Consider the following 26,410-nt stretch of genomic DNA (forward strand, 5'->3'; position numbering starts at 1 on the left):
ATTCACTCGGTCGTCGCGACAAAATTCACATGCTGGCCCACATGCAGATTCAGCCGCAGCTCATCGGCAATCCCCACCGCCACGCGATTCAAGCGCTCCAGCGGTTCGGCCAGACCGGGCTCGAGATTGCCGCCGACCTGGCTGAAATGCTCGATCGTCAATCCGGCCACGCCGTGGGGCGCATTGACCAGCGTCCAGTGCAGCGGGCTGCTTTGCAGGGCTTCGCGGATTTCTTCGGCGGCGTGACGTTGCAGGCGATCGTCCAGCTCCGGCTCGTCGAGGACGGCGAAATCACCCACCAGAAACAATCGCGCGACATTGGCCAATTGCAGCCCATCGACCAGTGCGTCGACGGCCAGCACCTGTTCAACCGGCCCCAATACAACGGACTTTTCCACGTGATCACTGCTGAACGGCAAACCCGGCGCATCCAGCAGGCAGATCACCGCTGAACTCCCCGCTACGCTTTGATTGACCCGTTCGATATCAAACAGATCACCGCTCTTGGTGCGCAAACCCGGACGTGGCGCGAGCGCCGTGAGGTCGTCGAGAATGGCGATGACTTCGTGCTGGCGGCGCAGCAACTCAGCCATCAACGCGCCGCCCAGGCTACTCATGGCACCATAGAGCACCACTTTTACCACCGGGGTTTCGGCATTTTTCATGGCTGATCCCTTTTGTTTTCCCTTGTAAAGCGTGTGACATACGCGCAACGCCGAGGGTTCGAACCGATTTGCGAGGCTTTCCGATGCAAGCGATCAAGGGCTACCACGCCCACGTCTATTTCGACGCCGGCACGATTGATCAGGCGCGAGCCTTGTGCGAGCAAGCCGCGCAGTTGTTTCCATTGAAAATGGGCCGCGTCCACGAACGCCCGGTCGGCCCGCATCCGGACTGGAGCTGTCAGTTGGCCTTCGCCCCGGAGCTGATCAGCGACGTGCTGCCGTGGCTGGCACTCAATCGCAAGGGGTTGGTGGTGTTCCTGCACCCGGACACCGGTGATGACTTGCTCGACCACACCGAGCATGCGATCTGGATGGGCGCACTGCGACCGCTGAATCTGGCTGTTTTTTGATCAGCAGCTCTTGTTCGTGACCATGGGCGGGGCCGCGCCGAACTGAAAGCGTATGTGTCTGCGATCACAGCGTCTTCGCCTGATTTTTCGTTCCGCTCCCCGTTTTCATTGACTCCAGCCGCTTCCGACGGCCGGTTGACCGTTCATTCAAAGCTTTCATCAGCGAAAGGTAGCTGAAAGGTTGCCCCATTAGGATCGCTTTACTTCCGGCAACAGACCGGTTGGCCAACGCGTGTGATTGCTCGCTCGCCCGGCCCAATTAACAACAATGGTGATTCTGATGTCCTCTGTAGCCCGCCTCCGCGCTGTCACTCCGCCCGTACGTCTCGTGCTTCCCGTTCTGCGTTGATCCCCACGATCCGCTCAATCAACTAGCCGCGCTACGCCTGGAGTATTCCCATGCTGACTTTCCTTGGCTTCGCCATGGTCATCACGTTCATGTTCCTGATCATGACCAAGCGCCTGTCCGCGCTGATCGCTTTGATCATCATCCCGATCCTGTTTGCCCTGTTCGGTGGTTTCGCGCCGAAGATCGGCCCGATGATGCTCGAAGGCATCACCAAGCTGGCGCCAACTGGCGTGATGCTGATGTTCGCCATTCTCTACTTCGCCCTGATGATCGACTCCGGCCTGTTCGACCCGGCCGTGCGCAAGATCCTCAAGCTGGTCAAGGGCGATCCGCTGAAAGTTTCGGTCGGCACCGCCGTTCTGGCGCTCGTCGTTTCCCTCGATGGTGACGGCGCGACCACTTACATGATCTGCGTGGCCGCCATGCTGCCTCTGTACAGCCGCATCGGCATGAGCCCGCGAATCATGGCCGGCCTGATCATCCTCGCCGGTGGCGTGATGAACATGACCCCGTGGGGTGGCCCGACCGCCCGTGCCGCCAGTGCGCTGCACGTCGACCCTTCGGACATCTTTGTACCGATGATTCCGGCCATGGGCGCCGGTGTGGTGGCGATCCTGATCATTGCCTACTTCTACGGCAAGCGTGAACGTGCGCGTCTGGGTGAGTTGCACCTGGTGGGCGACGATATCGATCACAGCGAAATCAGCGTCTCGCAGTTCCCGGATGCCCGTCGTCCTAAATTGATCTGGTTCAACGGCGCGCTGACCTTCGGTCTCATGTGCACCTTGATCGCCGGCCTGTTGCCGCTGCCGGTGTTGTTCATGGTGGCGTTCAGTATTGCAATGATCGTCAACTATCCTTGCCTGCAAATGCAGAAGGATCGCGTCGCGGCTCACGCCGGTAGTGTGCTGGCAGTGGTCGGGCTGATCTTTGCGGCGGGTATCTTCACCGGTATCCTGTCGGGCACCGGCATGGTCGATGCGATGTCGAAGAGCCTGTTGGCGGTGATCCCTGATTTCCTTGGCCCGTACCTGGCCGTAATCACGGCGCTGGTGAGCATGCCGTTCACCTTCTTCATGTCCAACGATGCGTTCTACTATGGCGTGTTGCCGGTGTTGGCCGAGGCTGCCAGCCACTACGGGATCACCGCGGTGGAAATGGCTCGTGCCTCGATCGTCGGTCAACCCGTGCACTTGCTGAGCCCGTTGGTGCCATCGACCTATCTGTTGGTGGCTCTGGCCGGTATTGATTTTGGTGACCACCAGCGTTTCACCCTGAAATGGGCGATCCTGGTTTGTATATGCATTCTGATTGCTGCGCTGCTGTTGGGGACTTTCCCGGTGTTCAGCACTCTATAAGCCCAAGACTCACCGTTGCGGGTCCTGGCTTCGCTGTTTGAAGCCCGGACCTTTTTCGGTTTAACAATCGCTCAAAGGAATACACATGGAATGGCTGACCAACCCTGAAATCTGGGTTGCCTTCTTTACCCTGACCGCCCTGGAAATCGTCCTCGGCATCGATAACATCATCATGATTTCGATCCTGGTCAGCCGCATGCCTAAACACATGCAGCAGCGCACCCGGATTTTCGGTCTGGCGCTGGCCATGATCACGCGGATCCTGTTGCTGCTGTCGATTACCTGGGTCATGCGCCTCACCGCGGACCTGTTCGTGGTCTTCGGCCAAGGCATCTCCGGCCGCGACCTGATCCTGTTCTTCGGTGGTCTGTTCCTGCTGTGGAAGAGCTCGCAAGAGATGTACCACGCACTGGAAGGCGAAGACGAAAGCGAAGAAACGCCAGGCGGCAAGGGCGGCAACTTCCTCTACACCATCATCCAGATCGCGATCATCGATATCGTGTTCTCGCTGGACTCGGTGATCACCGCTGTCGGCATGGTCTCGCACGTACCGGTCATGGTTGCAGCGATCATCGTTGCGGTGCTGGTGATGATGCTCGCGGCGGGCACGATCAGCGAATTCATCGACAAGCACCCGTCGTTGAAAATGCTGGCGCTGTCGTTCCTGCTGGTGGTCGGTACCGTGCTGATTGCCGAGTCGTTCGACGTGCATGTGCCAAAAGGCTACGTCTACTTCGCGATGGCGTTCTCGCTGGCGGTTGAAGCGATCAACATCAAACTGCGTGGGGCGATGGCGAAGAAGAAACAGCAGCAGGATCCGGTGAAACTGCGCAAGGACATTCCGGGGCAGTAACCCGGTAATCCAGGCGCACGCAATACCCCCTGTGGGAGCGAGCCTGCTCGCGAAAACGGAGTGTCAGTCGACAACAATGTTGGCTGATCCACCGCTTTCGCGAGCAGGCTCGCTCCCACATTTGTTTTGGGCAAAATTCGGGAAATATGTTGGATTCAAGTGGGTGCATGAACCGCTTTTCATGACACTTTTGTTTCAATCAGCACTTTAGCTGTGCAATGCTGGCGCCCAGACCGTTAGCCAACTACAGCTTAAGTATCAGAACGTAGAAACCGCGCGGTACAGTCAACTTGCTCCTCTGGGGCGCTGCTATTACAGGGGGTCTGCATGCTCACCCTGCTCAATCTTCTTTCTGCCGTCGCCCTGCTGATCTGGGGCACGCACATCGTCCGAACCGGCATCCTGCGGGTGTACGGCACCAATCTGCGCCATGTGATCGGCCAGAATATGTCCAAGCGCTGGCTCGCGTTCGTCGCCGGTATCGTCGTGACCGCGATGGTGCAGAGCAGCAACGCCACCGCCATGCTCGTCACCTCCTTCGTCGGCCAAGGCCTGATGGCGCTGACCCCGGCGCTGGCGACCATGCTCGGTGCCGACGTCGGTACGGCGCTGATGGCGCGAGTGCTGACGTTCGATTTGTCGTGGCTGTCGCCACTGCTGATTTTCCTCGGGGTGATTTTCTTTCTATCGCGCAAACAGACGCGGCTCGGGCAGATGGGCCGGGTCAGCATCGGTTTGGGGCTGATCATTCTCGCGCTGCAATTGATCGTCGAAGCGGCTGCACCAATCACCCACGCTCAAGGCGTGAAAGTGATTTTTGCTTCTCTGACAGGCGACATCCTCCTCGACGCCCTGGTCGGTGCGTTGTTCGCGATGATTTCCTACTCCAGCCTCGCCGCCGTTCTCCTGACTGCGACGCTGGCCGGGGCTGCGGTAATCAGCCTGCCGGTGGCGATCGGTCTGGTGATCGGCGCGAATATTGGCAGCGGCATTCTGGCGTTCATGAGCACCAGCATGCAGAACGCGGCGGGCCGGCAAGTGGCGCTGGGCAGTCTGTTGTACAAGCTGATCGGCCTCTTGTTGATCATCCCGGTGCTCGATCCGCTGGTGCACTGGATCGACAGCCTCGATTTCAGTCCGCAGGAAATGGTCATCGGCTTCCACCTGCTCTACAACACCGCGCGCTGCCTGATCCTGCTGCCGAGTGTCGGGCCGATGGCGCGGCTCTGTGCGTGGCTGCTGCCGGAGCGCCCGGAGGTCAACGGTACGGCCAAACCCCGTCATCTCGACGCGACCGCGCTGGTCACGCCCAGCCTGGCCTTGGCCAATGCCGCGCGGGAAACCCTACGCGTGGGCGATCTGCTCGACAACATGCTCGACGCCACCCTCGACGTACTGCGCGGCAAACAAACTGCCGTCACCCAGGAAATCCGTCGGCTGACCGATGACATCGAGTCGCTGTGCAGCGCGATCAAGCTGTATCTGGCACAGATGCCCCGCGAGGACCTCGGCGAGCACGACAGCCGGCGCTGGGCGGAGATCATCGAACTGGTGATCAACCTGAAACTGGCCAGTGATCTGATCGAACGCATGCTGCGCAAGATTCAGCAGCAGAAGACTTCGCAGCGTCGTTCGTTTTCCGAAGAGGGGCTGGAGGATTTGGCCGTCCTGCATCAGCAACTCATCGCCAACCTGCGGTTGGGCCTGTCGGTATTTCTCAGCAGCGACCGCGAAAGCGCTCGCCAGTTGCTGCGCGAGAAACGGCGCTTTCGCGCGCAGGAACGGCGTTTGGCCCATGCGCATGTCAGCCGTTTGCAACGCAAGATCGTGCAGAGTATTGAAACCAGTTCGCTGCATCTGGAGTTGATTGCAGACATGAGACGGCTCAATTCGCTGTTTTGCGGCAGCGCGTATGTGGTGTTGGAAACGGCGGATACCGGGGCGCTGGCGGCGGATGATATGAGCGACATTACGCATTCGCCTTGAACGTCTGGGGCTGGGTTTAGTCAGTAACTTTGATTCAGCCTTAAGACCTTCGCGAGCAGGCTCGCTCCCACCTTTGAAACACGTTCCCTTGTGGGAGTGACGGTGCGACGATTCGACCTGCTCGCGAAGGGCGGCCTGAATAGCGACACGGATCTCCAAATCAGCCGTATGGAAGCCTGTTATGCGTTGCCTGTTGTTCGCCTGTCTGTTGCTCGGTTCACTCCCCTCTTTTGCCCTGGATCGTTTTCAGGTCGAAGGCTATGCATTGCCCAACGGTTTGCAGTTGCTACTCAAGCCCGGCACCGAACGCGGGCATGTGGCGATCCGGCTGGTGGTGGGCGTCGGCCTCGACGATTTTGACTGCGACGAAAAGGAGCTGCCGCACCTGCTCGAACACCTGCTGTTCAGCGGCATCGACGCCACGGGCGAAGGCGGCCTCGAAGAACGCATGCAGGCGATCGGTGGCGAGTGGAACGCCTTCACCAGCAACGCCGACACCACGTTCGTCATCGAAGCCCCGGCGAAGAACCAGCGCAAAGTGCTCGACCTGCTGCTCGATCTGCTGACCCAGACCCGCATCGACGACAACGCAATCAACGCCGCCAAACGTGTGGTCGAGCGTGAGGACGGCGGTCACTACACCAAGCTGCAACGCTTTCTCGACCGTCAGGATCTGGGCCACACCGCGAGCAATCAACTGGCGGTCGAACTGGGCCTGAAATGTCCGCAACGCGCGGAGGTTGATCACCTGACCCAAGAGCAACTGGAGAAGGTGCGCAAGGCCTGGTACGCGCCGAACAACATGAGCCTGATCGTCGTCGGCGAACTCGACAAATTGCTGCCGGCCTATCTGGAACGCACCTGGGGCGCGCTCGACGCGGTTGAACCGAGCGAACATCGCCCGCTGCCGGACATCCGCTCCAGCGCTGCCCATGAACGCACCCTCACGCGTGGTTTTATCGGCGACAGCGCCAAGCTGCACTGGCTGGTGCCGGAACCGGTGCTGGACGATCAGTACGACCAGACCTTCGACATCCTCAAGGACTACCTCGACTGGGCGCTGTATCGACAGATACGCCTGAACCACGGTTTGTCTTATGGGCCGTGGGCCGAGCGCGAAGTGTTTGGTGGCGTCGGCTTCATGAGCCTGAATGCTGATCTGGATCGCGATGACGTTGACGAAGCCATCCAGGTGCTGGAAACCCTCAAGGCCGATCTGCTGAAAAACGGCCTCGATCCGGACACCTTCGCCCGCATCAAACAAGCTGCCATCGCCCATCAGGCCTGGGCGGTGCAAGGCAACAGCGCGCTGGCCGATTACTACTGGAGCGCGCTGGGTGACTATGAGGACGGCCGTTTCGCCAACCCCGCCCGCGAGCTGCAGGGCGTGACGCTGGACGCGGCGAACAAGGCCATGCGCGAGTTGTTGCTGCAACCGGGGTATCTGCGGATCGAGAAGCCGTTGATCAGTGATGATCAGGTGTTGTGGCTGAGTGCGGGTGGGCTGGGCGTGTTGCTGCTGATTCTGACTGGCTGGCGTTTGCACCACCGCCGAAAATCTGTGGGCAACCAATAACCCTGTGGTGAGGGGATTTATCCCCGATGGGCTGCGCAGCAGCCCCAAACACAGGAACCCCGTTCATTGAGGCAAACCGCATTCACCGGATTTGCGACGGCTGAGCCGCCGATCGGGGATAAATCCCCTCGCCACAGGGGTTATGTGGCGGTAACCTTTCCGGGTTTTTTCCTACAGTGTCGTGACTCCCCAAAATGCCAAAACTGACCCTGCTGATCCAGCGCATCCTCGAACTGATGAAGCGCTATCCCGGGGTCATTGCGCTTGGTGGTTTCATCTCCGGGGTCGGCAGTTTCATCCTGGTCGACCGGCAACAGGGCCTGGCGAGCTGGATCACCACGATCATGCTGCTGAGCTGGATCTGGCTGATGCTGGAAAACAGCCTGACCAAGCTGTTCACGCGGATTTTCAAACGGGAAATTCCCCAGCCGCTGCTGCGTTACGCGACGCAGATGATCCATCAGGAAAGCCTGTTTTTTGTCCTGCCGTTCTTCTTCATCACCACGACGTGGAACAGCGGCCAGTTGATTTTCACCGGGCTGTTGAGCATCGCCGCACTGATTTCGGTGATCGATCCGCTCTACTACAAATGGCTGGCGCCGCGACGCTGGGCGTTTCTCGCGCTGCATACCCTGACCCTGTTCGCCGCCCTGCTCACTGCATTGCCGGTGATCATGCACCTGACCACTTCGCAGAGTTTCAAATGGGCGCTGGGCACCGCAGTGGTGTTGTCGTTCCCGAGCCTGGCCTCCATCTTCCCGATCCGCACGGTGCGCAACGCGCTGGCGATTCTCTGCATCACGGTGGGCATCGGCGGCGTCGGCTGGGTGCTGCGTTCGTGGGTGCCGCCAGCGACGCTGTGGATGAGCGACGTGGCGATCAGTACGCAGATGCAGGATCGCACCCCCGGCGCCAGCCTCGACGAGGTCAGTGCCGAACAGATCCGCAACGGCGGGCTCTACGCCTACACCGCGATCAACGCGCCGCGCGGCCTGGATGAGCGGATTTATCACGTCTGGCAGTTCAACGGCAAAGAGGTCGATCGCATCGCTCTCGACATCCATGGCGGGCGCAAGGAAGGCTACCGGGCGTGGACGCACAAGCAGAATTTCCCCGGCAATCCGGCAGGCAAGTGGCAGGTTCGAGTACTGACCGAGGATGGCCAAGTGATCGGCGTGCTGCGGTTTGAAGTGACGGACAGCACAGCGGTCAAAGAAAAGTAGTCAGGTTCGTGCTATTACGTATGCCAGCGTATTTAGCCGAAAAGCACGGAGCTTATGACCAGCCGTTCAATGACAGGCAGTGCCCAACTGGACACGTCGATCACCCCTGCCCGCCTGCGGGTTTCCGGGGACTGGACGCTCGCCCATTACGCCGACCTCAAGCAACTGAGCGAAAAGCTCCACGGCCAATACGACGCCAGCACGCCGATTGATCTGAACGGCCTCGGTGCCCTCGATACCGCTGGCGCCTCGTTGCTGGTGGAACTGCTCGGTTCCGAACGCCTCGGCAAATCCGCCGAACATCCCGATTGCTCGATTTCCTCTGCTGATCGCGCGCTGCTGCAAACCGTGTATCAGTCGTTGACCGATTTCTGCGTGCCGATCAAGGAACCGGAAGTCAGCGTCAGCGTGCAGTTGCTGACGCGCATCGGCCGCGCCGTCGACACGATCTGGCAAGACACCCTGCAACTGCTCGGCTTCGTCGGGCTGATTCTGGAAACCATCGCCCGCAACCTGTTCCGGCCCAAGCGCTGGCGGATCACGCCGATGATCGCGCACATCGAACAGACCGGACTCGACGCCGCACCCATCGTGGCGTTGCTGACCTTTCTGGTCGGCGCGGTGGTGGCGTTTCTCGGCGCGACGGTGCTGGCCAGTTTCGGCGCGACGATTTTTACCGTGGATCTGGTGGGCTTCTCGTTCCTGCGTGAGTTCGGCGTGTTGCTGACGGCGATCCTGATGGCCGGGCGCACCGCCAGTGCGTTCACCGCGCAGATCGGCTCGATGAAGGCCAACGAAGAAATCGACGCGATCCGCACCCTCGGCCTCGACCCCATGGAGTTGCTGGTAGTGCCACGGGTGCTGGCGATGCTGGTGGCGTTGCCGATGCTGACATTTCTGGCGATGCTCTCGGGCATCGTCGGTGGCGGCGTGGTCTGCGCGGTGTCGCTGGATATTTCGCCGGCGATGTTCCTGTCGCTGCTGCAATCGGACATCGGCATTCAGCATTTCCTGGTCGGGCTGGTCAAAGCGCCGATCTTCGCCTTCCTGATCGCCGCGATCGGTTGCCTGGAAGGCTTCAAGGTCAGCGGCAGCGCCGAATCGGTCGGCGCCCACACCACCTCCGCCGTGGTGCAGTCGATTTTCGTGGTGATCGTGCTTGATGCGGTGGCCGCGCTGTTCTTCATGGAGATGGGCTGGTGAGTCGTCTACCCCGCGCGCCCGCCGAGGCGGTGATCGAAGTCCGTGGTCTGTGCAATCGCTTTGGCAGCCAGAGCGTGCACGAAAACCTCGATCTGGATTTGTACAAAGGCGAAATCCTCGCCGTGGTCGGCGGTTCCGGCAGCGGCAAGTCGGTGCTTTTGCGCAGCATCGTTGGCCTGCGCCGGCCCAGCGAAGGCAACGTCAAAGTATTTGGCCAGAACCTGCCAAGCCTGTCCGAGCACGAGCGCTCACTGGTCGAGCGGCGCTTTGGCGTGCTGTTCCAGAAAGGCGCGCTGTTTTCCTCGCTGACGGTGACCGAGAACGTCGCCCTGCCCCTGATCGAGCACGCCGGCCTGAGCCGCCACGATGCCGAGCATCTGGCCGCGGTCAAACTGGCGCTGGCCGGGTTGCCGCTGTCGGCGGCGGACAAATACCCGTCGTCGCTGTCCGGCGGCATGATCAAGCGCGCCGCATTGGCGCGGGCCTTGGCGCTGGATCCGGACATCCTGTTTCTCGACGAACCCACCGCCGGCCTCGATCCGATCGGCGCGGCGCAGTTCGATCAATTGATCCTGACCCTGCGCGACGCGCTGGGCCTGAGCGTGTTTCTGGTGACCCACGACCTCGACACGCTCTACACCATCACCGACCGCGTGGCGGTGCTGGCGCAGAAGAAAGTGCTGGTCGCGGGTCCCATCGACGTCGTTTCGGAAACGGATGACGCGTGGATTCACGAATACTTCCACGGCCCGCGCGGCCGCTCGGCGCTGGACGCCGCAAAATTGCTTAACGAGGTCTGACATGGAAACCCGAGCCCATCATGTGTTGATTGGCCTGTTCACCGTCATCGTGGTGGCCGGCGCCCTGCTCTTCGGTCTGTTCCTGGCCAAGTCCAGCGTCGACACCGAGTTCAAGGATTACGAAATCGTCTTCAACGAGGCGGTCAGCGGTCTGTCCAAGGGCAGTTCGGTGCAGTACAGCGGGATCAAGGTCGGCGACGTGGTCAGCCTGCGGCTCGATCCAAAGGACCCGCGCCGGGTGCTGGCGCGGATTCGTCTGGATGGCGACACCCCGATCAAGGAAGACACTCTGGCCAAACTGGCGCTGACCGGGATCACCGGTACGTCGATCATCCAGCTCAGCGGCGGTACGCCAGAAAGCCCGAAACTCAGAGGGCATGACGGCAACCTGCCGACCATTGTCGCCTCGCCTTCGCCGATTTCGCGCCTGCTCAATGACAGCAACGACTTGATGACCGGCATCAGTACGTTGCTGGGTAATGCCAACCACATGTTCTCCGCCGAGAATGTCGAACGCGTCAGCAACACCCTCGCCCATCTGGAACAAACCACCGGCTCGATCAACGATCAGCGCGGCGACTTGCGTCAGGCCATGCAGCAACTGGCGACGGTCGGCAAACAGGCCGGCAACATGCTCGAACAGACCTCGCTGTTGATGCGCAACGCCAACGGCCTGCTCAACGATCAGGGCAAACAGGCGCTAGGCAGTGCCGAACAGGCGATGAAGTCGCTGGAACAAAGCAGCGCGACCATCAACGGCCTGCTGAGCAAGAACCAGAACTCCCTCGACAACGGCATGCAGGGCCTCAATGGCCTCGCCCCGGCGATCCGCGAACTGCGCGAAACCCTGACTTCGCTGCGCGCCATTTCCCAACGCCTGGAGGCCAACCCCAGCGGTTACCTGCTGGGCAGTGACAAGAACAAGGAGTTCACGCCATGAAGCTGACTCGCCTCGCCCTCCTCGCCGCCAGCATTACCCTGATCAGCGCGTGCTCGATCTTGCCCAAGTCGGAGCCATCGGACGTTTACCGTCTGCCGAGCGCACAAGCACCCGCCTCGGCCAGTTCGGCGGCGCCGCAGCAGTGGTCGCTGCGCCTGAACAAGTTGCAGGCCAGCGAAGCGTTGAACCGGCCGAGTATTGCGGTGATTCCACAGGGCGACGTGATCAGCAGCTACAAGGCTTCGCGCTGGAGCGATCCGGCGCCGGTGCTGGTGCGTAATCGGTTGCTGGACGGCTTCGCGCGTGATGGCCGGGTGACGTTGCTGAGTACCGATGACAGCAACTTTGCCGCGGATCTGGAGCTGGGCGGGAATTTGCAGGCGTTTCAGACTGAATATCAGGGGACGCAGGCCAGCGTCGTGGTGCGAGTCGATGCGCTGCTGGTGCGTGGCTATGACCAGCGGATTCTGGCCAGCCGCCGCTTTGAAGAGCGTCAACCGTTGAGCGATGTGCAGGTGCCAGCGGTGGTCGCAGGCTTCGGCCAGGCCAGTGATCGGTTGACCGCGAAGGTCGTGGCGTGGGCGGTAGATCAAGGGCAGAAACTCGCACCACAACCCAGACCTTAAGCCCCACACAAAACCAATGTAGGAGCCAGCCTGCTGGCGATGGCGGTTTGTCAGTCACCATCATTAGTGGTTGTCAGCAAGCTATCGCGAGCAGGCTCACTCCTACAGTTTTGATCTGTGATCAGCCGAAGAACCAGTAGCACACGCCAATCGCGCCAATCACGCCCGCCAACTCCGCCAGCAACGCACACCCCACCGCATGCCGCGCCCGCTGAATCCCCACCGCTCCAAAGTAAACGGCCAGCACATAGAACGTGGTCTCGGTACTGCCCTGAATCGTCGCCGCCACCAGCGCCGGGAAGCTGTCCACGCCGGAGGTTTTCATCGTTTCAATCAGCATCGCCCGCGCAGCGCTGCCGGAGAATGGTTTGACCATCGCCGTCGGCAGCGCATCGACAAACCGCGTGTCCCAACCGGCCCATTCGACCAGATGGCGAATCCCGTCCAGACCAAAATCCAGTGCCCCGGAGGCGCGTAGCACGCCAATGGCACAGAGCATTGCGACCAGATACGGCAGCAGGTTCTTGGCGACGTCGAAGCCCTCTTTCGCACCCTCGACGAATGCTTCGTAAACCTTCACCTTGCGCAAGGCGCCGATCACCAGAAACAGCATGATCAGCCCGAACAACGTGAGATTGCCGAGGATCGACGAAAGACCCGCCAATGCGGTGGCCGACATCGTCGCCAGCAGCGCCATGAAGCCACCGAGGATCAGCGCACCGGGAATCAGATAGGCCAGCACCACCGGGTCCCAGACCCGCAGACGCTGCATGAATGCCACCGAGAGGAAACCGACGATGGTCGAGCAACTGGTTGCCAGCAGAATCGGCAGAAACACCAGGGTCGGATCCGGCGCCCCTTGCTGGGCGCGGTACATGAAGATCGTCACCGGCAGCAGGGTCAGGGAGGAGGCGTTGAGTACCAGAAACAGGATCTGCGCGTTGCTGGCGATGGTGGCGCTGGGGTTGAGTTCCTGCAACGCCTTCATGGCTTTAAGGCCGATCGGCGTGGCGGCGTTGTCCAGGCCAAGTCCGTTGGCGGCGAAGTTCAGGGTGATCAGGCCAAGGGCAGGGTGACCGGGTGGGACTTCCGGCATCAGGCGCAGAAACAGCGGGCCCAACACCTTGGCCAGCCAGTCGACGATGCCGGCCTTCTCGGCAATGCGCAGAAAGCCCAGCCACAAGGTGAGGGTGCCGAACAGCAGCACCATGACCTCGACCGACAGCTTGGCCATGGCAAAAATGCTTTCCACCATCGCCGCGAAGATTCCGGCGTTACCGCCGACCAGCCACTGCACCAGCGCAGATATTGCTGCCACGACAAAGAAGCCAAGCCACAGGCCATTAAGCATCAGTCAAATCCCCCGGAAGATGCGGCGAATGATAGCGGGGTCGCCAGAAACGACAAACCCCGGATTTTGTCCGGGGTTTGTCTGTGCATCTCTTGTGTCTTGCTCAAATCCCCTGAGGGGGCGAGCCTGCTCGCGAAAGCGTCCGGTCAGTCACATCAATGCGTGATGACATACCGCTTCGCGAGCAGGCTCGCTCCCACAGAAAAGCCATTCCCACAGGGTTCAGCAATCAGTTCTTGGAAATTTCGCCGGCCGGCAGTTTTTCCTTGCTGCGCCAGTGCGGCAGGGAGTTCCAGTAGCGCTCGCCCTTGGCGTCGTCGTACATGCCTTCCCAGCGCGCGATAACCAGTACGGCCAAAGCGTTGCCGATCACGTTCAGGGCAGTACGCGCCATGTCCATGATGCGGTCGACACCGGCGATGAATGCCAGGCCTTCCAGCGGAATACCCACGCTGCCCAAGGTGGCCAGCAGCACCACGAAGGACACGCCCGGTACACCGGCGATGCCTTTGGAGGTGACCATCAGGGTCAGCACCAGCAGCAGTTGCTGGCTGATCGACAGGTCGATGCCGTAGAGCTGGGCAATGAAGATGGCGGCGATGGACTGGTACAGGGTCGAACCGTCGAGGTTGAACGAGTAACCGGTCGGCACCACGAAGCTGCAGATGGCTTTCGGCGCACCGTAGGCTTCCATCTTCTCGATCACGCGCGGCAGCACGGTTTCCGAGGACGCGGTGGAGTAAGCCAGCACCAGCTCATCCTTGAAGATGCGCATCAGCTTGATCACCGAGAAACCGAACAGCTTGGCGATCAGGCCCAGCACCACAAAGGCGAAGAAGGCGATGGCGACGTAAACCAGGATCACCAGTTTGGCCAACGGCAGCAACGAGGCGAAGCCGAAGTTGGCGACAGTCACCGCGATCAGTGCGAATACGCCGATCGGGGCGTAGTTCATGATCATGTGGGTGACTTTGAACATGCTTTCCGAGACGCCCTGGAACATCTTCACCAGCGGCTCGCGCAGATCCGACTGCAGGCTCGACAAGCCGAGGCCGAACAGCACGGAGAAGAAGATGATCGGCAGCATTTCGCCGCGAGCCATGGCCGCGAATATGTTCGACGGGATCAGGTTGAGGATGGTCTCGATGAACGCGTGTTCATGCTGCACTTCGGCGGCGGTCGCCTGGTACTTGGAGATATCCACTGTACCCAGCGTGCTCATGTCGATGCCGGCACCCGGATGGAACACGTTCGCCAGAACCAGGCCAACAATAATGGCGATGGTGGTGACGATTTCGAAATAAATGATCGTCTTCAGGCCGATACGCCCGAGCTTCTTGGCGTCGCCCACGCCAGCGATGCCGACGATCAGGGAAGAGATGACGATCGGGATCACGATCATCTTGATCAGACGGATAAAGATATCGCCTGCCGGTTGCAGGACGTTGCTGATCCACCAGGCCTTCTCGGCACTGAAATGGTTGAGCAACGCACCAATTGCAATCCCTAGAACCAGACCGATGAGGATCTGCCAGGCGAGGCTGAGTTTTGCCTTCTTCATTATCTTTACCCTTACTTGCGTTTGACTCAGGCAGATGCAGGAACTGGAACGCTTTTTAGCGGAAAAGTCTGTGCATCTGCCTCCGTATAAGGTGCCCCAAAGCGCGTGTTTACGGCTCTTCGGCAGGCGAAAAAAGGCGCAACTATTCCGATGCAAGGTTGCGCCGTCTAATGCCGTAAACGCCTACCCTATGCCGAATCGGCATGAGTTTTTTTTAACGAAACTGGCGTCCCAACCGGTTCGATTGCGACATTTCAGCCGGCATAAGTGCCGTGAACCGGCCATCACAGCGCAGATTGGTTGTTTTTTGAACGAGTAATTTCGACGGAAATTTTCGGAAAAAGCCTACATTTCGAGACTAGAAGTCCTACTGGTTGGAAACATGTTTTCGCGATATACGGTCGCCAGGAAACACCGCGAAATGTTTTCGCGCGCAGTGTGAGCGATAAAAGGATGAGCAGGACGCTCTAGATCAATGTTCTGCCTGATTGAAAGCTCAGCGCAAGTCCGTCGAGCCACTGTGGGTCGGCGAACCTGCGGCGCAGCTTTTACCCTGACCCGGCCCTTGCGCAGGCACTCCCTGTACCCGTAGGTCACTCCGACCCTGTAACAGTCAGAACGTCCCGGCCCCTTGGTCATGCGCCGGCCTTCCTCGGGTGGGCGCAATGGAGGGCAGCGGGGGGCTGCCCTCATGTTCAAACTCGCATCAATACCACTTCGGATCTTTCTTCAGCGTTTCCATCAAAAGATCCTGCATGCCCTGGTCGGGTTTGCCGAGGAAGCGGTAGGTGGCATGTCGCGTTGGCGACTTGTCAGCCGGCAGACCTTCGGGCACATCGACGAGCATGGCGTAGGCATCTTTCTTGTCGAAACTGAACGCGACGATCAAGCGGTGGTTCAGGCATTTGTCTGCATTTTCACAGAGCGGCCCAACCAGATACTGGTCGCCATCTTCAGTCACGGCATTCATTTGCTGGTCAGGCGTGCCGGACAGGTTCATCACCCATTCCGGCAGGCGTTCTTCCTTCTTTACCACGCCTTCCCAGGTTTCCCGGTATTGCGGGTCGGAACTCAAGAGTTCGTTGACTCGCGTCTGGCCGTCGTTGGCCGCCATCGCCATGGCACTACCGCCCAGAAGCAGGGCGGCTGCCAATGTCTTCAACGCAATCATCGTTAACCTCGGCCGCGACGGCCAAAGAAGAAGGAAGCGATGAACATCACCAGGAACACGACAAAGAGAATCTTGGCGATACCCGTGGCGGTGCCGGCGATACCACCGAAGCCCAGTACTGCAGCGATGATGGCAATGATCAAGAATGTAATTGCCCAGCTCAACATGGTGATTCTCCTTACTTCTCTATTTAGGGGTGTGGCGTGTTCCGGCGCATCGCGCCCGAATCTGTTTAACAGTTAGAAAACCCAGCGCTCTTCACGTGGCATCTGATCCATTGGCTGCGCCTGATCAACATCCATCATGCGCATTGAGGCGCTCTCTGCCTGGCTACTGCTGACGGCGCTGAAGTGCTTCTGCGTGCTGTGTTGCATCGAGATCAGCGGCTCAGCCTTCTGGCTGTTTTCCCAGCTCAGGTATTGCTGGCACGCGATCAGGGTGATCAACAGGGCAAGAACGCCGAACAGGCCTTGCTGGATATGCAGTGGCGAGATACGCACTTGGGCGGCACGTTGGCGAGTCATCCTGGGTTCCTCACTCTTATTCGGTTGGGGCAGTTCTTATCTGCCCGGGCTAAAAGAGATATTGCAGGCTGCATGCCAATTTTTTATTTGAAAAATATTCAATAAAATCAATTAGTTATGAGTGCTATAAAAATGAATTACGACGCATCCTGCACGATGGGGCTCCTAGGGTCGTGCGCAATGCACGATTATTTCGTAGGAGATTTCATTCTTATGGAATTGAGAGCAGGGCGCGGATGTCAGAAAAGTACGCAGGGAATCCCCTGCAAATCGATGATTGTTTAAAAAATCAACAAAATCAGTGTATTAGCCGTAAAGGCAGGAGAGAGCTACCCTCCTATGGCTGGCATCGTTCAGAATCAACCATGCAACTTGCCCGATTTTTCCGGGACTAACCCAAGACCAATCACTATGGAGCGTAGGAAAAATGGAATCTGCCACTGAGCATCAAGGCCGCATTCTGCTGGTGGACGACGAATCCGCCATCCTGCGAACCTTCCGTTATTGCCTCGAAGATGAAGGCTATACGGTCGCCACTGCCAACAGCGCGGCCCAGGCCGATGCACTGCTGCAACGCCAGGTCTTTGATCTGTGCTTCCTTGATTTGCGCTTGGGCGAAGACAACGGCCTCGATGTGCTGGCGCAAATGCGCATTCAGGCGCCGTGGATGCGCGTGGTGATCGTCACCGCGCATTCGGCTGTCGATACCGCCGTGGATGCCATTCAGGCTGGCGCCGCCGACTATCTGGTCAAGCCGTGCAGCCCGGATCAACTGCGCCTGGCGACCGCCAAGCAACTGGAAGTGCGCCAACTCTCGGCACGTCTTGAAGCCCTCGAAGGCGAAATCCGCAAGCCGAAGGACGGCCTCGATTCTCACAGCCCGGCGATGAAAGTCGTGCTGGAGACTGCGCGGCAGGTGGCGAGCACTGACGCCAACATTCTTATTCTCGGCGAGTCCGGCACCGGTAAAGGTGAACTGGCCCGGGCGATTCACGGCTGGAGCAAGCGCGAGAAGAAATCCTGCGTGACCATCAACTGCCCGTCGCTGACCGCCGAACTGATGGAAAGTGAGCTGTTCGGTCACAGTCGCGGTGCGTTTACCGGTGCCAGCGAAAGTACTTTGGGTCGCGTCAATCAGGCCGACGGCGGTACGCTGTTTCTCGACGAGATTGGCGATTTTCCCCTGACGTTGCAACCCAAGTTGCTGCGCTTCATTCAGGACAAGGAATACGAGCGGGTAGGCGACCCGGTGACCCGCCGCGCCGACGTGCGGATTCTGGCGGCGACCAACCTCAATCTAGAGGACATGGTGCGCGACGGGCGTTTCCGTGAAGACCTGCTCTATCGCCTCAACGTCATCACCTTGCACTTGCCGCCGTTGCGCGAGCGCAGCGAAGACATTTTGACCCTGGCCGACCGCTTTCTTGCCCGCTTCGTTAAAGAGTACGCACGTCCGGCTCGGGGGTTCAGCGACGAAGCCCGTGAGGCGCTGCTCGGCTATCGCTGGCCGGGCAACATCCGCGAGTTGCGCAACGTGGTTGAGCGCGCAAGCATCATCTGCCCGCAGGAGCGCGTGGAAATCAGCCATTTGGGCATGGCCGAGCAACCCGCCAGCAATGCGCCAAGGGTCGGCGCGGCGCTGAGCCTGGACGAGTTGGAAAAAGCGCATATCGGCGCCGTTCTGGCCACCGCCGGCACGCTGGATCAAGCGGCGAAAACCCTCGGCATTGATGCCTCGACCCTGTATCGCAAGCGCAAGCAGTACAACCTGTGAGCGCCCGACGATGAAACTGGCGATGAAGTTGCGGACCCGCTTGTTCCTGAGCATTTCCGCACTGATCACAGTGGCTTTGCTCGGGCTGTTGCTCGGGCTGGTCAGCGTGATGCAGATGGCTGGAACTCAGGAAGAGCGGGTGCGCAGTAACTTCGCCACCCTTGATCTGGGCCTCAAGCTACGGCAGACGCTGGGTGATCAACTGATCATCATGCTGGCGGAAAAGCCTGATCCCGTGGCGTTCGAAGCGTCCAGGCAGCATTATTTCCAGTTGCTCGACGAAGGCATCGCCCAGGAAAAGGAGGGCGATGGTCAGTTGTATGGTTTCAGTCAGGCCAAAAAAGATTATCTGAATTTCCTGCAGGCGTTCGACCTGTCCCGTGACCCTGCCAAGACGATGATGAGCAATGCGGACTTCCGCGAGCGCTTCAATACCTTGCGCAACGGACTGATCGCCGAGCACAAGCATGCGCTCGACAATATCAACGCCGTCCAGCGAGATGCCCGCGAGCGGGCGCTGTTGGTCGCCGGCCTGCTTGGGCTTGTGGGGCTGGCGGTGTTGATCATCGGTTTCGTCACGGCCCAAGGCATTGCCCGGCGTTTCGGCGCACCGATCGAGGCGCTGGCGCGGGCGGCGGACAATATCGGCCAAGGCAACTTTGAAGTGACCCTGCCGATTTCCTCAGCGATGGAAATGAATCTGCTGACCAAGCGGTTCGGGCTTATGGCCGAAGCCTTGCGTGAGCATCAGGCGACTAACGTCGATGAGTTGATGGCCGGTCAACAACGCTTACAGGCCGTGCTCGACAGCATCGATGACGGCTTGCTGATGATCGACCGCGAGGGCCACTTGGAGCATCTCAACCCGGTCGCCCAGCGCCAGTTGGGCTGGGACGATGACCGTCTCGGCCAAGGCCTGGGCAGCGCACTTGGGCGGCCTGAGCTGGATGCGCAACTGCAACTGGTGTTGCGCGGCGGCACCCTCGAACGAGCACCGGAAGATTTGAGCATTGAGGTCGACGGCGAATCTCGCCTGCTGACTTACAGCCTGACCCCGGTGAGCCATACCCAGGGTCATATTCTGGGAGCGGTGATGGTGCTGCACGATGTCACTGAGCAGCGTGCCTTCGAGCGGGTGCGCAGCGAATTCGTATTACGTGCATCCCATGAGCTGCGCACGCCAGTCACTGGTATGCACATGGCGTTCGGCCTGTTCCGTGAGCGGGCGAAGTTTGCGGCGGATTCTCGTGAGGCGGACCTGCTCGACACCGTCAACGAAGAGATGCAGCGCTTGATGCAGTTGATCAACGACTTGCTCAACTTTTCGCGCTACCAGAATGGCTTGCAGAAACTGACACTGGCACCGTGCTCCATCGAAGATTTGCTGGAGCAGGCGCAACTGCGCTTTGCCGACACGGCCGCGGAAAAAGGCATCGCATTGATAGTAGAGGTACAGGGCCCGCTGCCGCGCTTGCAGGCGGATCAAGCGCAACTGGATCGAGTGCTCGACAACCTGATCGATAACGCCCTGCGCCACACCGCCCGCGACGGTCAGATTCGCTTGCAGGCGCGTCGCCACGGCGAGCGGGTGATCATCAGCGTCGAAGACAACGGCGAAGGCATTGCCTACGGCCAGCAAGGACGAATTTTCGAGCCGTTCGTCCAGGTTGGACGCAAGAAGGGTGGCGCCGGGCTTGGGCTGGCGCTGTGCAAGGAAATCGTCCAGCTGCATGGCGGACGGATGGGGGTTTATTCGCGGCCGGGGCAGGGGACGCAGTTCTATATGGCGTTGGCCGTTTAAGCTTCGTCATCCATTCGGCGACCGGCGAGCCGTCGCCCACGGGTGATCAGTTCAATGAACTGTACCGCGCTCAGGGCGTGCGCAAACAGCCAGCCCTGACCGAACTTCACGCCCTCGCTGCTGAGCAATTGGGCTTGTGATTCGAGTTCGATCCCTTCGGCAATCACCTTCAAATCCAGCGCCTGCGCCATATGAATGATGTGTGGCGCGACGCCGCTGCTGGCAGCGTCATGGCCGAGTGCGTCGATGAACGCCTTGTCGATTTTCAGGCAGTCCACCGGCAGTGTTTGCAGGTAGGCGAGGCTGCAATATCCCGTGCCGAAGTCGTCGATCAATACCTGATGGCCGACATCTCGCAATGCTTGCAGGTTTTCCTTCGCCACCACCACATCAATCAGGCCACGTTCGGTGACCTCGAACGCAATCTGCTTGGCCGCCACTCTGTGCAGGGTCAGCAGACGCGCCATGACCTGGCCGATGCGCGGCACCATCACGTCACAGGCAGCGAGGTTGACCGAGATATACAACTGCGGGTTGGCACGCAGCACCGGCCCCAATTGCTCCAGCAAGCGTTGGAGAACGAAGTCGGTCATCTGCCGGATCTGCCCGGTGTTTTCTGCCAGTGGAATGAACAGGTCGGGGCTGGTCAGCGTGCCGTCCGGACGGCGCCAGCGCAGCAGGGCCTCGGCACCTACGCAGTTGCGAGTGTCGAGGTCGAAGATCGGTTGATAGAGCACCTGCAATTCGCCACGGCGGATGGCGCCGTGCAGCTCGGCGTCCAATGACTGACGCTGGCGCACCAGTAAAAACACGAAGAAGCCGACGAACGCACCGAGCAACAGACAGGCCGGAATCATCCACCACCAGATAGCGGGAATGTGCATGCCGGTGCGCGGCGTGATCAGTACCAGTTGGTATTCCGGGGTGGCGGTGGGCATGCGATAGATCAGTCGCGTCTGGGTGACTTGCAAGGCGTCCTGGCTTTTCGGCGGCCAGTGTTCGGTCGGTGGCCATGCCTGCGCCTTGCCCAGCACCGGAATCGCGCGGGTGCCATGATCCAGCACCACTAACAGGCTGCTGCCGGGTGACAGGTCGACCATGTCGGTCAAATGCCCGCGCGAGGTGGCCACGCGAAAATTGCCGCGGCCGAGCATCAGCGCGGCGCGGTTCTCATCGGGTTCGGTGGTGGTGTTCAGCCAATAGCTGTAGGTCGGGCCTCTGATGTCCGGTGCGCGGACCACCGACAAGCCTTCCTGGCGAGGGCGGTTGGAACAGATCCGCGAGGCGTCCATGTAGGCCGCTTCATAGACAAAGCGATAGTTAAAGGTGACCTGCTGCAGCGTGGCGATCATTTCGTCATCGCAACTGCGCAAAGGCTGGGCTTCGAGATCATCAAGACTTTCGCGCAATTGGCCGAACAGCTGCTCGAGACGGGCGAGGAAACGCTCGCCCTGGGCGTTCATTTCCTGGCTTTCACTTTGCTCGACCTGACGCATCGCCAAGAACATCCCGCCGGCGATCAACAGGCTGGTACTGAGGACAGCCGCGATCATCGCCAAAAACCAGGGGCGATAAAACCAGCTACGCAGCGTCTCTCGGGTAGCAACCATCATGGAATATCCGAAGAATTACCAATGAGTTATAGCTGCTGATTGCAATTTCGCCCTGACCGTCGGGCGGGCGTCATTATTTTGTCTGATTGAGTACCAGCAGCAGCGCAGCCGTTTGTGCGTCCGGCGTGCCGTCGAAGCGCGAAGGGCGGAAGTGCATCTGGAAGGCCGCGAGGACGTGGCGCGTTGCGACGTCCAGTTCGCCGGTCTGCGGCGTGTCGTAACCAAGACGCGCCAATTGCCCCTGGAACCAACTGATACTCGGCAGTTCGCTATTGTTGAACAGCGCTTGCTGGCGTGCCACGGCTTGCTCGTTGGGCCATATGCCCAAGCCTTCGGCGGCGAGACGCTTCCACGGGAACAGCGGGCCCGGATCAAGCTTGCGCAATGGAGCGATGTCGCTGTGACCAATGATGTGCCGTGGGCTGATGCCGTTGCGCTTGCTGATGTCCTTGAGCAGGACGATCAGCGATTGAATCTGCGCCTCGCTGTACGGATACCAAAGGCGCCCGGTCGGGGTGTCCTTGAAGCCGGGGTTGACGATTTCGATGCCGATCGAGCTTGAGTTCAGCCACGTGCGGCCCTGCCACTGGCTTTCACCGGCATGCCAGGCGCGCTGGTTTTCGTCCATCAACTTGTAGACGGTGGCGCTCTTGTCGTCGCCGATCAGGTAATGGCTGCTGACTTCACCATGGGTCAACAGTTGCAGCGAACGCTCCAGCGAAGTCGAGGTGTAATGCACGACCACGAACTGGATGCGGCTGTCGTAATTGACTGAAGGATGGCTGGTGTCATAACGCGGGCCGCTGGCGCAACCGGCCAGAACAAGAAGAGACGCGAGGAGGGCAAAGAATTTCATGGCAGAAGGCAGTACACACAAGACAGTAATGCAACAGTGTAACGTACTGCCTTGCGTGAAGACGGTCAGCGGGCGGATTTAAACAAAATGGAACAATTTGCTCAGCCTAGCTCGACGCGATTGCGCCCTGCATTTTTTGCGCGATAAAGCGCCTGATCGGCTCTTTTCAACACCAGATCACTGTGTTCTCCCGATCTGAACGTCGCCAGTCCCATGGAAATCGTGATCGTCACCCGTTCGCCTTTGAAGTGGAACGGGCAGGCTTCGATCGCTGCACGCAGGGTTTCCAGCAGTTTCGCTCCGACCGCTGGCGGGGTCGCCGGTAGCAGCAGGACGAACTCTTCGCCGCCGAAACGGGCAATGAAATCTGACCCGCGCAGGCGTTTGCGCAGCACGGTTGCGATGATCTTCAGCACTTTGTCGCCAGCCAGGTGGCCATAGTTGTCATTGATCCGCTTGAAGTGATCAAGGTCGAGCATCGCCAGGCTCAGGGTGTTGCCGTGTTGCTGCCACTGCTTGATCTCATGCTCAAGCCGTTCGCTCCAGGCCGCGCGGTTTGGCAGGCCGGTGAGCGGGTCGATGAGGGCTTTCTGGCGCTGTTCTTCAAGGTGCTCGCGGAAGCCCTGTGCCTCTTGCTCCATGTGCGCCACGCGTTCGGACAGACCTTTGAGCCGCGCCGCCACTTCCTGCTCACGGGCGTCGCGCTGTTTCTGGTGTTGATCCATGGTGCCGAGCAAGCCTTCCAGATGGTTCTCCAGCACCTGCTTGAGGTCATCCAGATCCGCTGCTTCCTGCACGCTGGTCTGCAAACCGTCGACTTGCTCGCGGATCTGCGTGTCCATCGCCCGCGCTGCCGAGCTGTTGTCGGCATGGCCTTCGCTGGCGGCTTGCAGGTTGCTCTGAAACGCTTCGAGGCGTTCGTTGAGTTGCTGCAAGTAGGCTTCGAATTCGTGCTGGCCGCTGTCGGTGATGGCCAGCATCAATGTTGCGAGATCGTCGAGGATCGGGATCAGTTCGTACCAGTTCAAGCCGTGTTTCAGCCGTTCGCGCATGGCCTCGGCTTGCGGACGGTGGCGTTCTGGCAGCGTCAGGTCGTCGAGCAGACCGATCAGCGTGTCCTCGATGTGTTTGGCCACGGAGCTATAGGACGGCTCCGGGGAATCCGGCAAGGCGAAAAGAATGTCGTGCTCGGCTTGCTCCGGGTCGATGGCAGCCAGTGCCTGAGCAATAGGTTCGGGCAGGGGCAGGCTGTCGAGGATCAGCGGTGCTGGATCGCCAGGATGAATCAACTCGTCGGGGTTGAAGGCCGCGGGTGGCACTGGAGCCGGAGCCGGAACGGGGGCTGGTGCTGTAACCGCTGGCTCGATGGCTTCTGCTTCCGTCGGAGCGATGACCGATTCGGAGAAGACCTTGGGCGGAACGAAAGCGACCACGTCGGGTTCGGCTTGAAGCGGAGCCGCAGCGGTTGTCGCCTCGATGGCTGCAACGGGCGCAGCTTCTTTGATCGCCGGAGCGACCACTGTTGGCGCAGCGATGGGGGCTGGGGCGGCTTGCACCGGTTCGGATTCAGGTTCAGGCGCGGCGTGCGGTTGCTCGACGGGGGCGGCCGGCTCAGGCGCAGGAGCAACCGGAGTCGTCGCCTCCTCACTTTCACGAGTGCCAAACAGCCGCTGCAACAACCCCGGGCGTCCTGGCTCTGCCGGCGTCTCCAACTGACTCAACGCCTTGCCCTGCAAACCGCTCAGTTCACTCAGCAGTAGCGGCATTTCCCGCGCTTGTCCGACGCGCCCATCCAGTTGCTTGGCAAACTTCTTCAGTGGCTGGGCGACCTCCCGCGGCAGTGGCAACGCCTGCAATTGTGCCACCAGCGAAGTCAGCGCAGTGCTGACCTGATCAATGCGGGTCTCGCGGCGCTGCTCGGAATCGAGCACGGCTTTTTCCAGGCGTGGCAACAGGGCGGCGAGGCCGGCGTCCATGTCGTCGGTGCGCACTACGTCGCGCATCTCTTTCATGCATTGATCAACCACTCGGTCGGTGCCTTCGGCCGCCAGCGTGCTGCGCACCAGGCCTCGGCGCAGCAAGTCGAGCCGTGCGGCCCAGCGACGTTCGAGCTTGTCTTGTTGTTCGATGCTTTTGAGGTACTTCTCTTTCCAGCGCTGGGCGTCGTCGCTCATTCAGGGGTTCCGCGAGGGGCAGGGCTCAACGCGGGCAATGCATCGGCCGTGAGCGAACCCGGCAGACGAATCTCTACCGCGACCGGCAGGTGATCGGAAATGGGTTGGGCCAGCACTTCGACCTTTTCCAGGGTCAGGGTCGGGCTGAGCAAAATATGATCAAGGCAGCGCTGAGGGCGCCAGCTGGGGAATGTCGCTTCCACTTGCGGGGCCAGCAAGCCGAGATCGCGTAACGGAGAATGCTGTAGTAGATCGCTGGCATGGGTGTTCATGTCGCCCATCAACACTTGATGTTTATAGCCACTGATCAGGTCACGAATGTAAGCCAGTTGCAGGCTGCGCACTCGTGCGCCGAGGGCCAGGTGCATCATCACCACCACCAGTGCTTCCGGTCCTTCGCCGAAGCGCAGCAGAATTGCCCCGCGACCTTTCGGGCCGGGCAGCGGGTGATCTTCAATCGCCCACGGGCGCAGACGACTGAGCACGCCGTTGCTGTGCTGGGCCAGTCGACCGAGGTTGCGATTGAGTTGTTGATACCAGTAGGGGAAGGCTCCGAGATGAGCCAGGTGTTCGACTTGATTGACATAGCCTGAGCGCAGGCTGCCGCCGTCGGCTTCCTGCAGGGCGACCAGATCGAAGTCGCCGAGCAGGTCGCCAATCTTCTGCAAATTGCCTGAGCGCCCGGTGTGCGGCAGCAAATGCTGCCAGCTGCGCGTCAGGTAATGTCGATAACGCTCGGTGCTGATACCGACCTGGATGTTGAAGCTGAGCAAGCGCAGACGCTGGTCTGCTGGCAGGCCCGTAGACGCCAGGTGATGCTCGTTGACCTGCGGATCATGCAGGCCAACGGTGCGTTCGGTCTTCCAGCGGCGCATGGCGGTTGCCGCGCTTAGTTGGCAGCAGCCTTGTTGGTCGCGCGCTCTTTGGCGACCAGTTGGTCGGCCAGTTTCAGAGCCTGTTCGGCACCGCCGGCGGAGCCGATATCGAAGCGGTACTTGCCGTTGACGATCATGGTTGGAACGCCAGTGATTTCATACTTCTTGGCGAGTTCTTTGGCTTTTACAATCTGGCCCTTGATGGCGAAAGAGTTGAACGTGGCCAGGAACTTGTCCTTGTCGACGCCTTGGGTGGCGAGGAAGTCAGCCATCTCTTCTGGAGTAACCAGCTTTTTGTGTTGTTTCTGGATGGCTTCGAACACAGCAGCGTGAACCTTGTGCTCCACACCCATCGCTTCCAGCGTCAGGAACATCTGGCCGTGAGCGTCCCAAGGGCCGCCGAACATGGCAGGAATGCGCACGAAATTCACATCTTTAGGCAGTTTTTCGACCCATGGGTTGATCACCGGCTCAAAGGCGTAGCAGTGCGGGCAGCCGTACCAGAACAGCTCGACCACTTCGATCTTGCCAGGCTCTGCCACTGGCACCGGGTTAGCCAGTTCAACATAAGGTGCGGCAGGGGCTTCAGCGGCCTGGGCGGTCACGCCGAACAGGCTGGCAGCGACGAGGGCGGCGCTGATGATCAGATTACGCATGCTTTACTCCTGGACAATTTTGGTCGCCTCGCGCGACCTGTTTTCAGACAGGTCCTGGCGGGCAT

Annotated in this window: 23 protein-coding genes; 12 read left to right on the forward strand and 11 right to left on the reverse strand. The window is 59.9% G+C overall.

Going from position 1 to position 26,410, the window contains the following annotated elements:
• Positions 1 to 2: 2 nt before the first annotated feature.
• Complete coding sequence (locus ACA069_RS00170; RefSeq protein ID WP_187677264.1) at positions 3 to 665, reverse strand: NAD(P)-dependent oxidoreductase; 663 nt, start codon at positions 663 to 665, stop codon at positions 3 to 5.
• 83 nt (positions 666 to 748) lie between these two features.
• On the opposite strand from ACA069_RS00170, the gene ACA069_RS00175 reads away from it, so the two are divergent.
• The 10 genes from ACA069_RS00175 (at position 749) to ACA069_RS00220 (ending at position 11,989) form a co-directional block, all read left to right on the forward strand.
• The gene (locus tag ACA069_RS00175; RefSeq protein ID WP_497615776.1) at positions 749 to 1,075 is read left to right on the forward strand and encodes a DOPA 4,5-dioxygenase family protein; all 327 of its coding nucleotides are present in this window, start codon (positions 749 to 751) and stop codon (positions 1,073 to 1,075) included.
• A 399-nt stretch (positions 1,076 to 1,474) separates the two neighbouring features.
• Positions 1,475 to 2,782, forward strand: coding sequence for a CitMHS family transporter (locus ACA069_RS00180; RefSeq protein WP_401268255.1), 1,308 nt, complete (start codon positions 1,475 to 1,477; stop codon positions 2,780 to 2,782).
• A gap of 85 nt (positions 2,783 to 2,867) precedes the next feature.
• Complete coding sequence (locus tag ACA069_RS00185) at positions 2,868 to 3,635, forward strand: TerC family protein (protein ID WP_187677270.1); 768 nt, start codon at positions 2,868 to 2,870, stop codon at positions 3,633 to 3,635.
• A 327-nt stretch (positions 3,636 to 3,962) separates the two neighbouring features.
• Entirely contained in the window at positions 3,963 to 5,621 is a 1,659-nt protein-coding gene (locus ACA069_RS00190) for a Na/Pi cotransporter family protein (protein WP_187677271.1), read from the forward strand.
• Positions 5,622 to 5,802: 181 nt separating this feature from the next.
• Entirely contained in the window at positions 5,803 to 7,197 is a 1,395-nt protein-coding gene (locus ACA069_RS00195; protein ID WP_497615779.1) for a M16 family metallopeptidase, read from the forward strand.
• Positions 7,198 to 7,391: 194 nt separating this feature from the next.
• Entirely contained in the window at positions 7,392 to 8,420 is a 1,029-nt protein-coding gene (locus ACA069_RS00200; RefSeq protein WP_401268261.1) for a DUF5924 family protein, read from the forward strand.
• Positions 8,421 to 8,474: 54 nt separating this feature from the next.
• Positions 8,475 to 9,623: an ABC transporter permease gene (locus tag ACA069_RS00205; protein ID WP_497615781.1), complete on the forward strand. Its 1,149-nt coding sequence runs from the start codon at positions 8,475 to 8,477 to the stop codon at positions 9,621 to 9,623.
• Positions 9,620 to 10,423 (forward strand): ABC transporter ATP-binding protein, encoded by an 804-nt coding sequence (locus ACA069_RS00210; protein ID WP_187677275.1) that lies wholly within the window; start codon positions 9,620 to 9,622, stop codon positions 10,421 to 10,423. Before ACA069_RS00205 ends, ACA069_RS00210 begins: the two co-directional genes overlap by 4 nt.
• A 1-nt stretch (position 10,424) precedes the next feature.
• Entirely contained in the window at positions 10,425 to 11,363 is a 939-nt protein-coding gene (locus ACA069_RS00215) for an MlaD family protein (protein ID WP_497615784.1), read from the forward strand.
• Entirely contained in the window at positions 11,360 to 11,989 is a 630-nt protein-coding gene (locus ACA069_RS00220) for an ABC-type transport auxiliary lipoprotein family protein (RefSeq protein WP_497615786.1), read from the forward strand. Before ACA069_RS00215 ends, ACA069_RS00220 begins: the two co-directional genes overlap by 4 nt.
• A 121-nt stretch (positions 11,990 to 12,110) precedes the next feature.
• On the opposite strand, the gene ACA069_RS00225 is transcribed toward ACA069_RS00220, so the two are convergent.
• The 5 genes from ACA069_RS00225 to ACA069_RS00245 form a co-directional block, all read right to left on the reverse strand.
• Positions 12,111 to 13,340, reverse strand: coding sequence for a nucleoside recognition domain-containing protein (locus tag ACA069_RS00225; protein ID WP_187677278.1), 1,230 nt, complete (start codon positions 13,338 to 13,340; stop codon positions 12,111 to 12,113).
• A gap of 229 nt (positions 13,341 to 13,569) precedes the next feature.
• On the reverse strand, positions 13,570 to 14,901 hold the full coding sequence (gltP, locus tag ACA069_RS00230) for a glutamate/aspartate:proton symporter GltP (protein WP_305440660.1): 1,332 nt from the start codon (positions 14,899 to 14,901) through the stop codon (positions 13,570 to 13,572).
• Between the two features lie 706 nt (positions 14,902 to 15,607).
• Positions 15,608 to 16,072: an inhibitor of vertebrate lysozyme family protein gene (locus ACA069_RS00235; protein WP_187677280.1), complete on the reverse strand. Its 465-nt coding sequence runs from the start codon at positions 16,070 to 16,072 to the stop codon at positions 15,608 to 15,610.
• Positions 16,073 to 16,074: 2 nt separating this feature from the next.
• Positions 16,075 to 16,239, reverse strand: a complete 165-nt coding sequence (locus ACA069_RS00240) for a DUF1328 domain-containing protein (RefSeq protein ID WP_003177151.1) — start codon at positions 16,237 to 16,239, stop codon at positions 16,075 to 16,077.
• Positions 16,240 to 16,311: 72 nt separating this feature from the next.
• Entirely contained in the window at positions 16,312 to 16,596 is a 285-nt protein-coding gene (locus ACA069_RS00245) for a hypothetical protein (protein ID WP_497615789.1), read from the reverse strand.
• A gap of 427 nt (positions 16,597 to 17,023) precedes the next feature.
• Here ACA069_RS00245 and algB point away from each other — a divergent pair, with 427 nt between their 5' ends.
• Together algB and ACA069_RS00255 are read left to right on the forward strand one after the other, a co-directional pair.
• The gene (gene algB / locus ACA069_RS00250) at positions 17,024 to 18,370 is read left to right on the forward strand and encodes a sigma-54-dependent response regulator transcription factor AlgB (RefSeq protein WP_305440665.1); all 1,347 of its coding nucleotides are present in this window, start codon (positions 17,024 to 17,026) and stop codon (positions 18,368 to 18,370) included.
• A gap of 10 nt (positions 18,371 to 18,380) precedes the next feature.
• Positions 18,381 to 20,171: a KinB sensor domain-containing domain gene (locus tag ACA069_RS00255; RefSeq protein ID WP_497615791.1), complete on the forward strand. Its 1,791-nt coding sequence runs from the start codon at positions 18,381 to 18,383 to the stop codon at positions 20,169 to 20,171.
• On the opposite strand, the gene ACA069_RS00260 is transcribed toward ACA069_RS00255, so the two are convergent.
• The 5 genes from ACA069_RS00260 to ACA069_RS00280 all read right to left on the reverse strand — a co-directional run bounded on the left by ACA069_RS00260 (position 20,168) and on the right by ACA069_RS00280 (position 26,345).
• Positions 20,168 to 21,784: an EAL domain-containing protein gene (locus ACA069_RS00260; protein WP_187677284.1), complete on the reverse strand. Its 1,617-nt coding sequence runs from the start codon at positions 21,782 to 21,784 to the stop codon at positions 20,168 to 20,170. The genes ACA069_RS00255 and ACA069_RS00260 overlap by 4 nt on opposite strands.
• 73 nt (positions 21,785 to 21,857) lie before the next feature.
• A complete protein-coding gene (locus tag ACA069_RS00265; RefSeq protein WP_187677285.1) occupies positions 21,858 to 22,640 on the reverse strand; it encodes an N-acetylmuramoyl-L-alanine amidase in 783 nt (260 codons plus the stop codon).
• 101 nt (positions 22,641 to 22,741) lie between these two features.
• On the reverse strand, positions 22,742 to 24,814 hold the full coding sequence (locus tag ACA069_RS00270; protein ID WP_497615794.1) for a GGDEF domain-containing protein: 2,073 nt from the start codon (positions 24,812 to 24,814) through the stop codon (positions 22,742 to 22,744).
• On the reverse strand, positions 24,811 to 25,689 hold the full coding sequence (locus ACA069_RS00275) for an endonuclease/exonuclease/phosphatase family protein (protein ID WP_497615796.1): 879 nt from the start codon (positions 25,687 to 25,689) through the stop codon (positions 24,811 to 24,813). The genes ACA069_RS00270 and ACA069_RS00275 overlap by 4 nt, the downstream gene beginning before the upstream one ends.
• 14 nt (positions 25,690 to 25,703) lie before the next feature.
• A complete protein-coding gene (locus tag ACA069_RS00280) occupies positions 25,704 to 26,345 on the reverse strand; it encodes a thiol:disulfide interchange protein DsbA/DsbL (protein ID WP_401268280.1) in 642 nt (213 codons plus the stop codon).
• Between the last annotated feature and the right edge of the window lie 65 nt (positions 26,346 to 26,410).

Source organism: Pseudomonas sp. LBUM1652, from assembly GCF_059716105.1.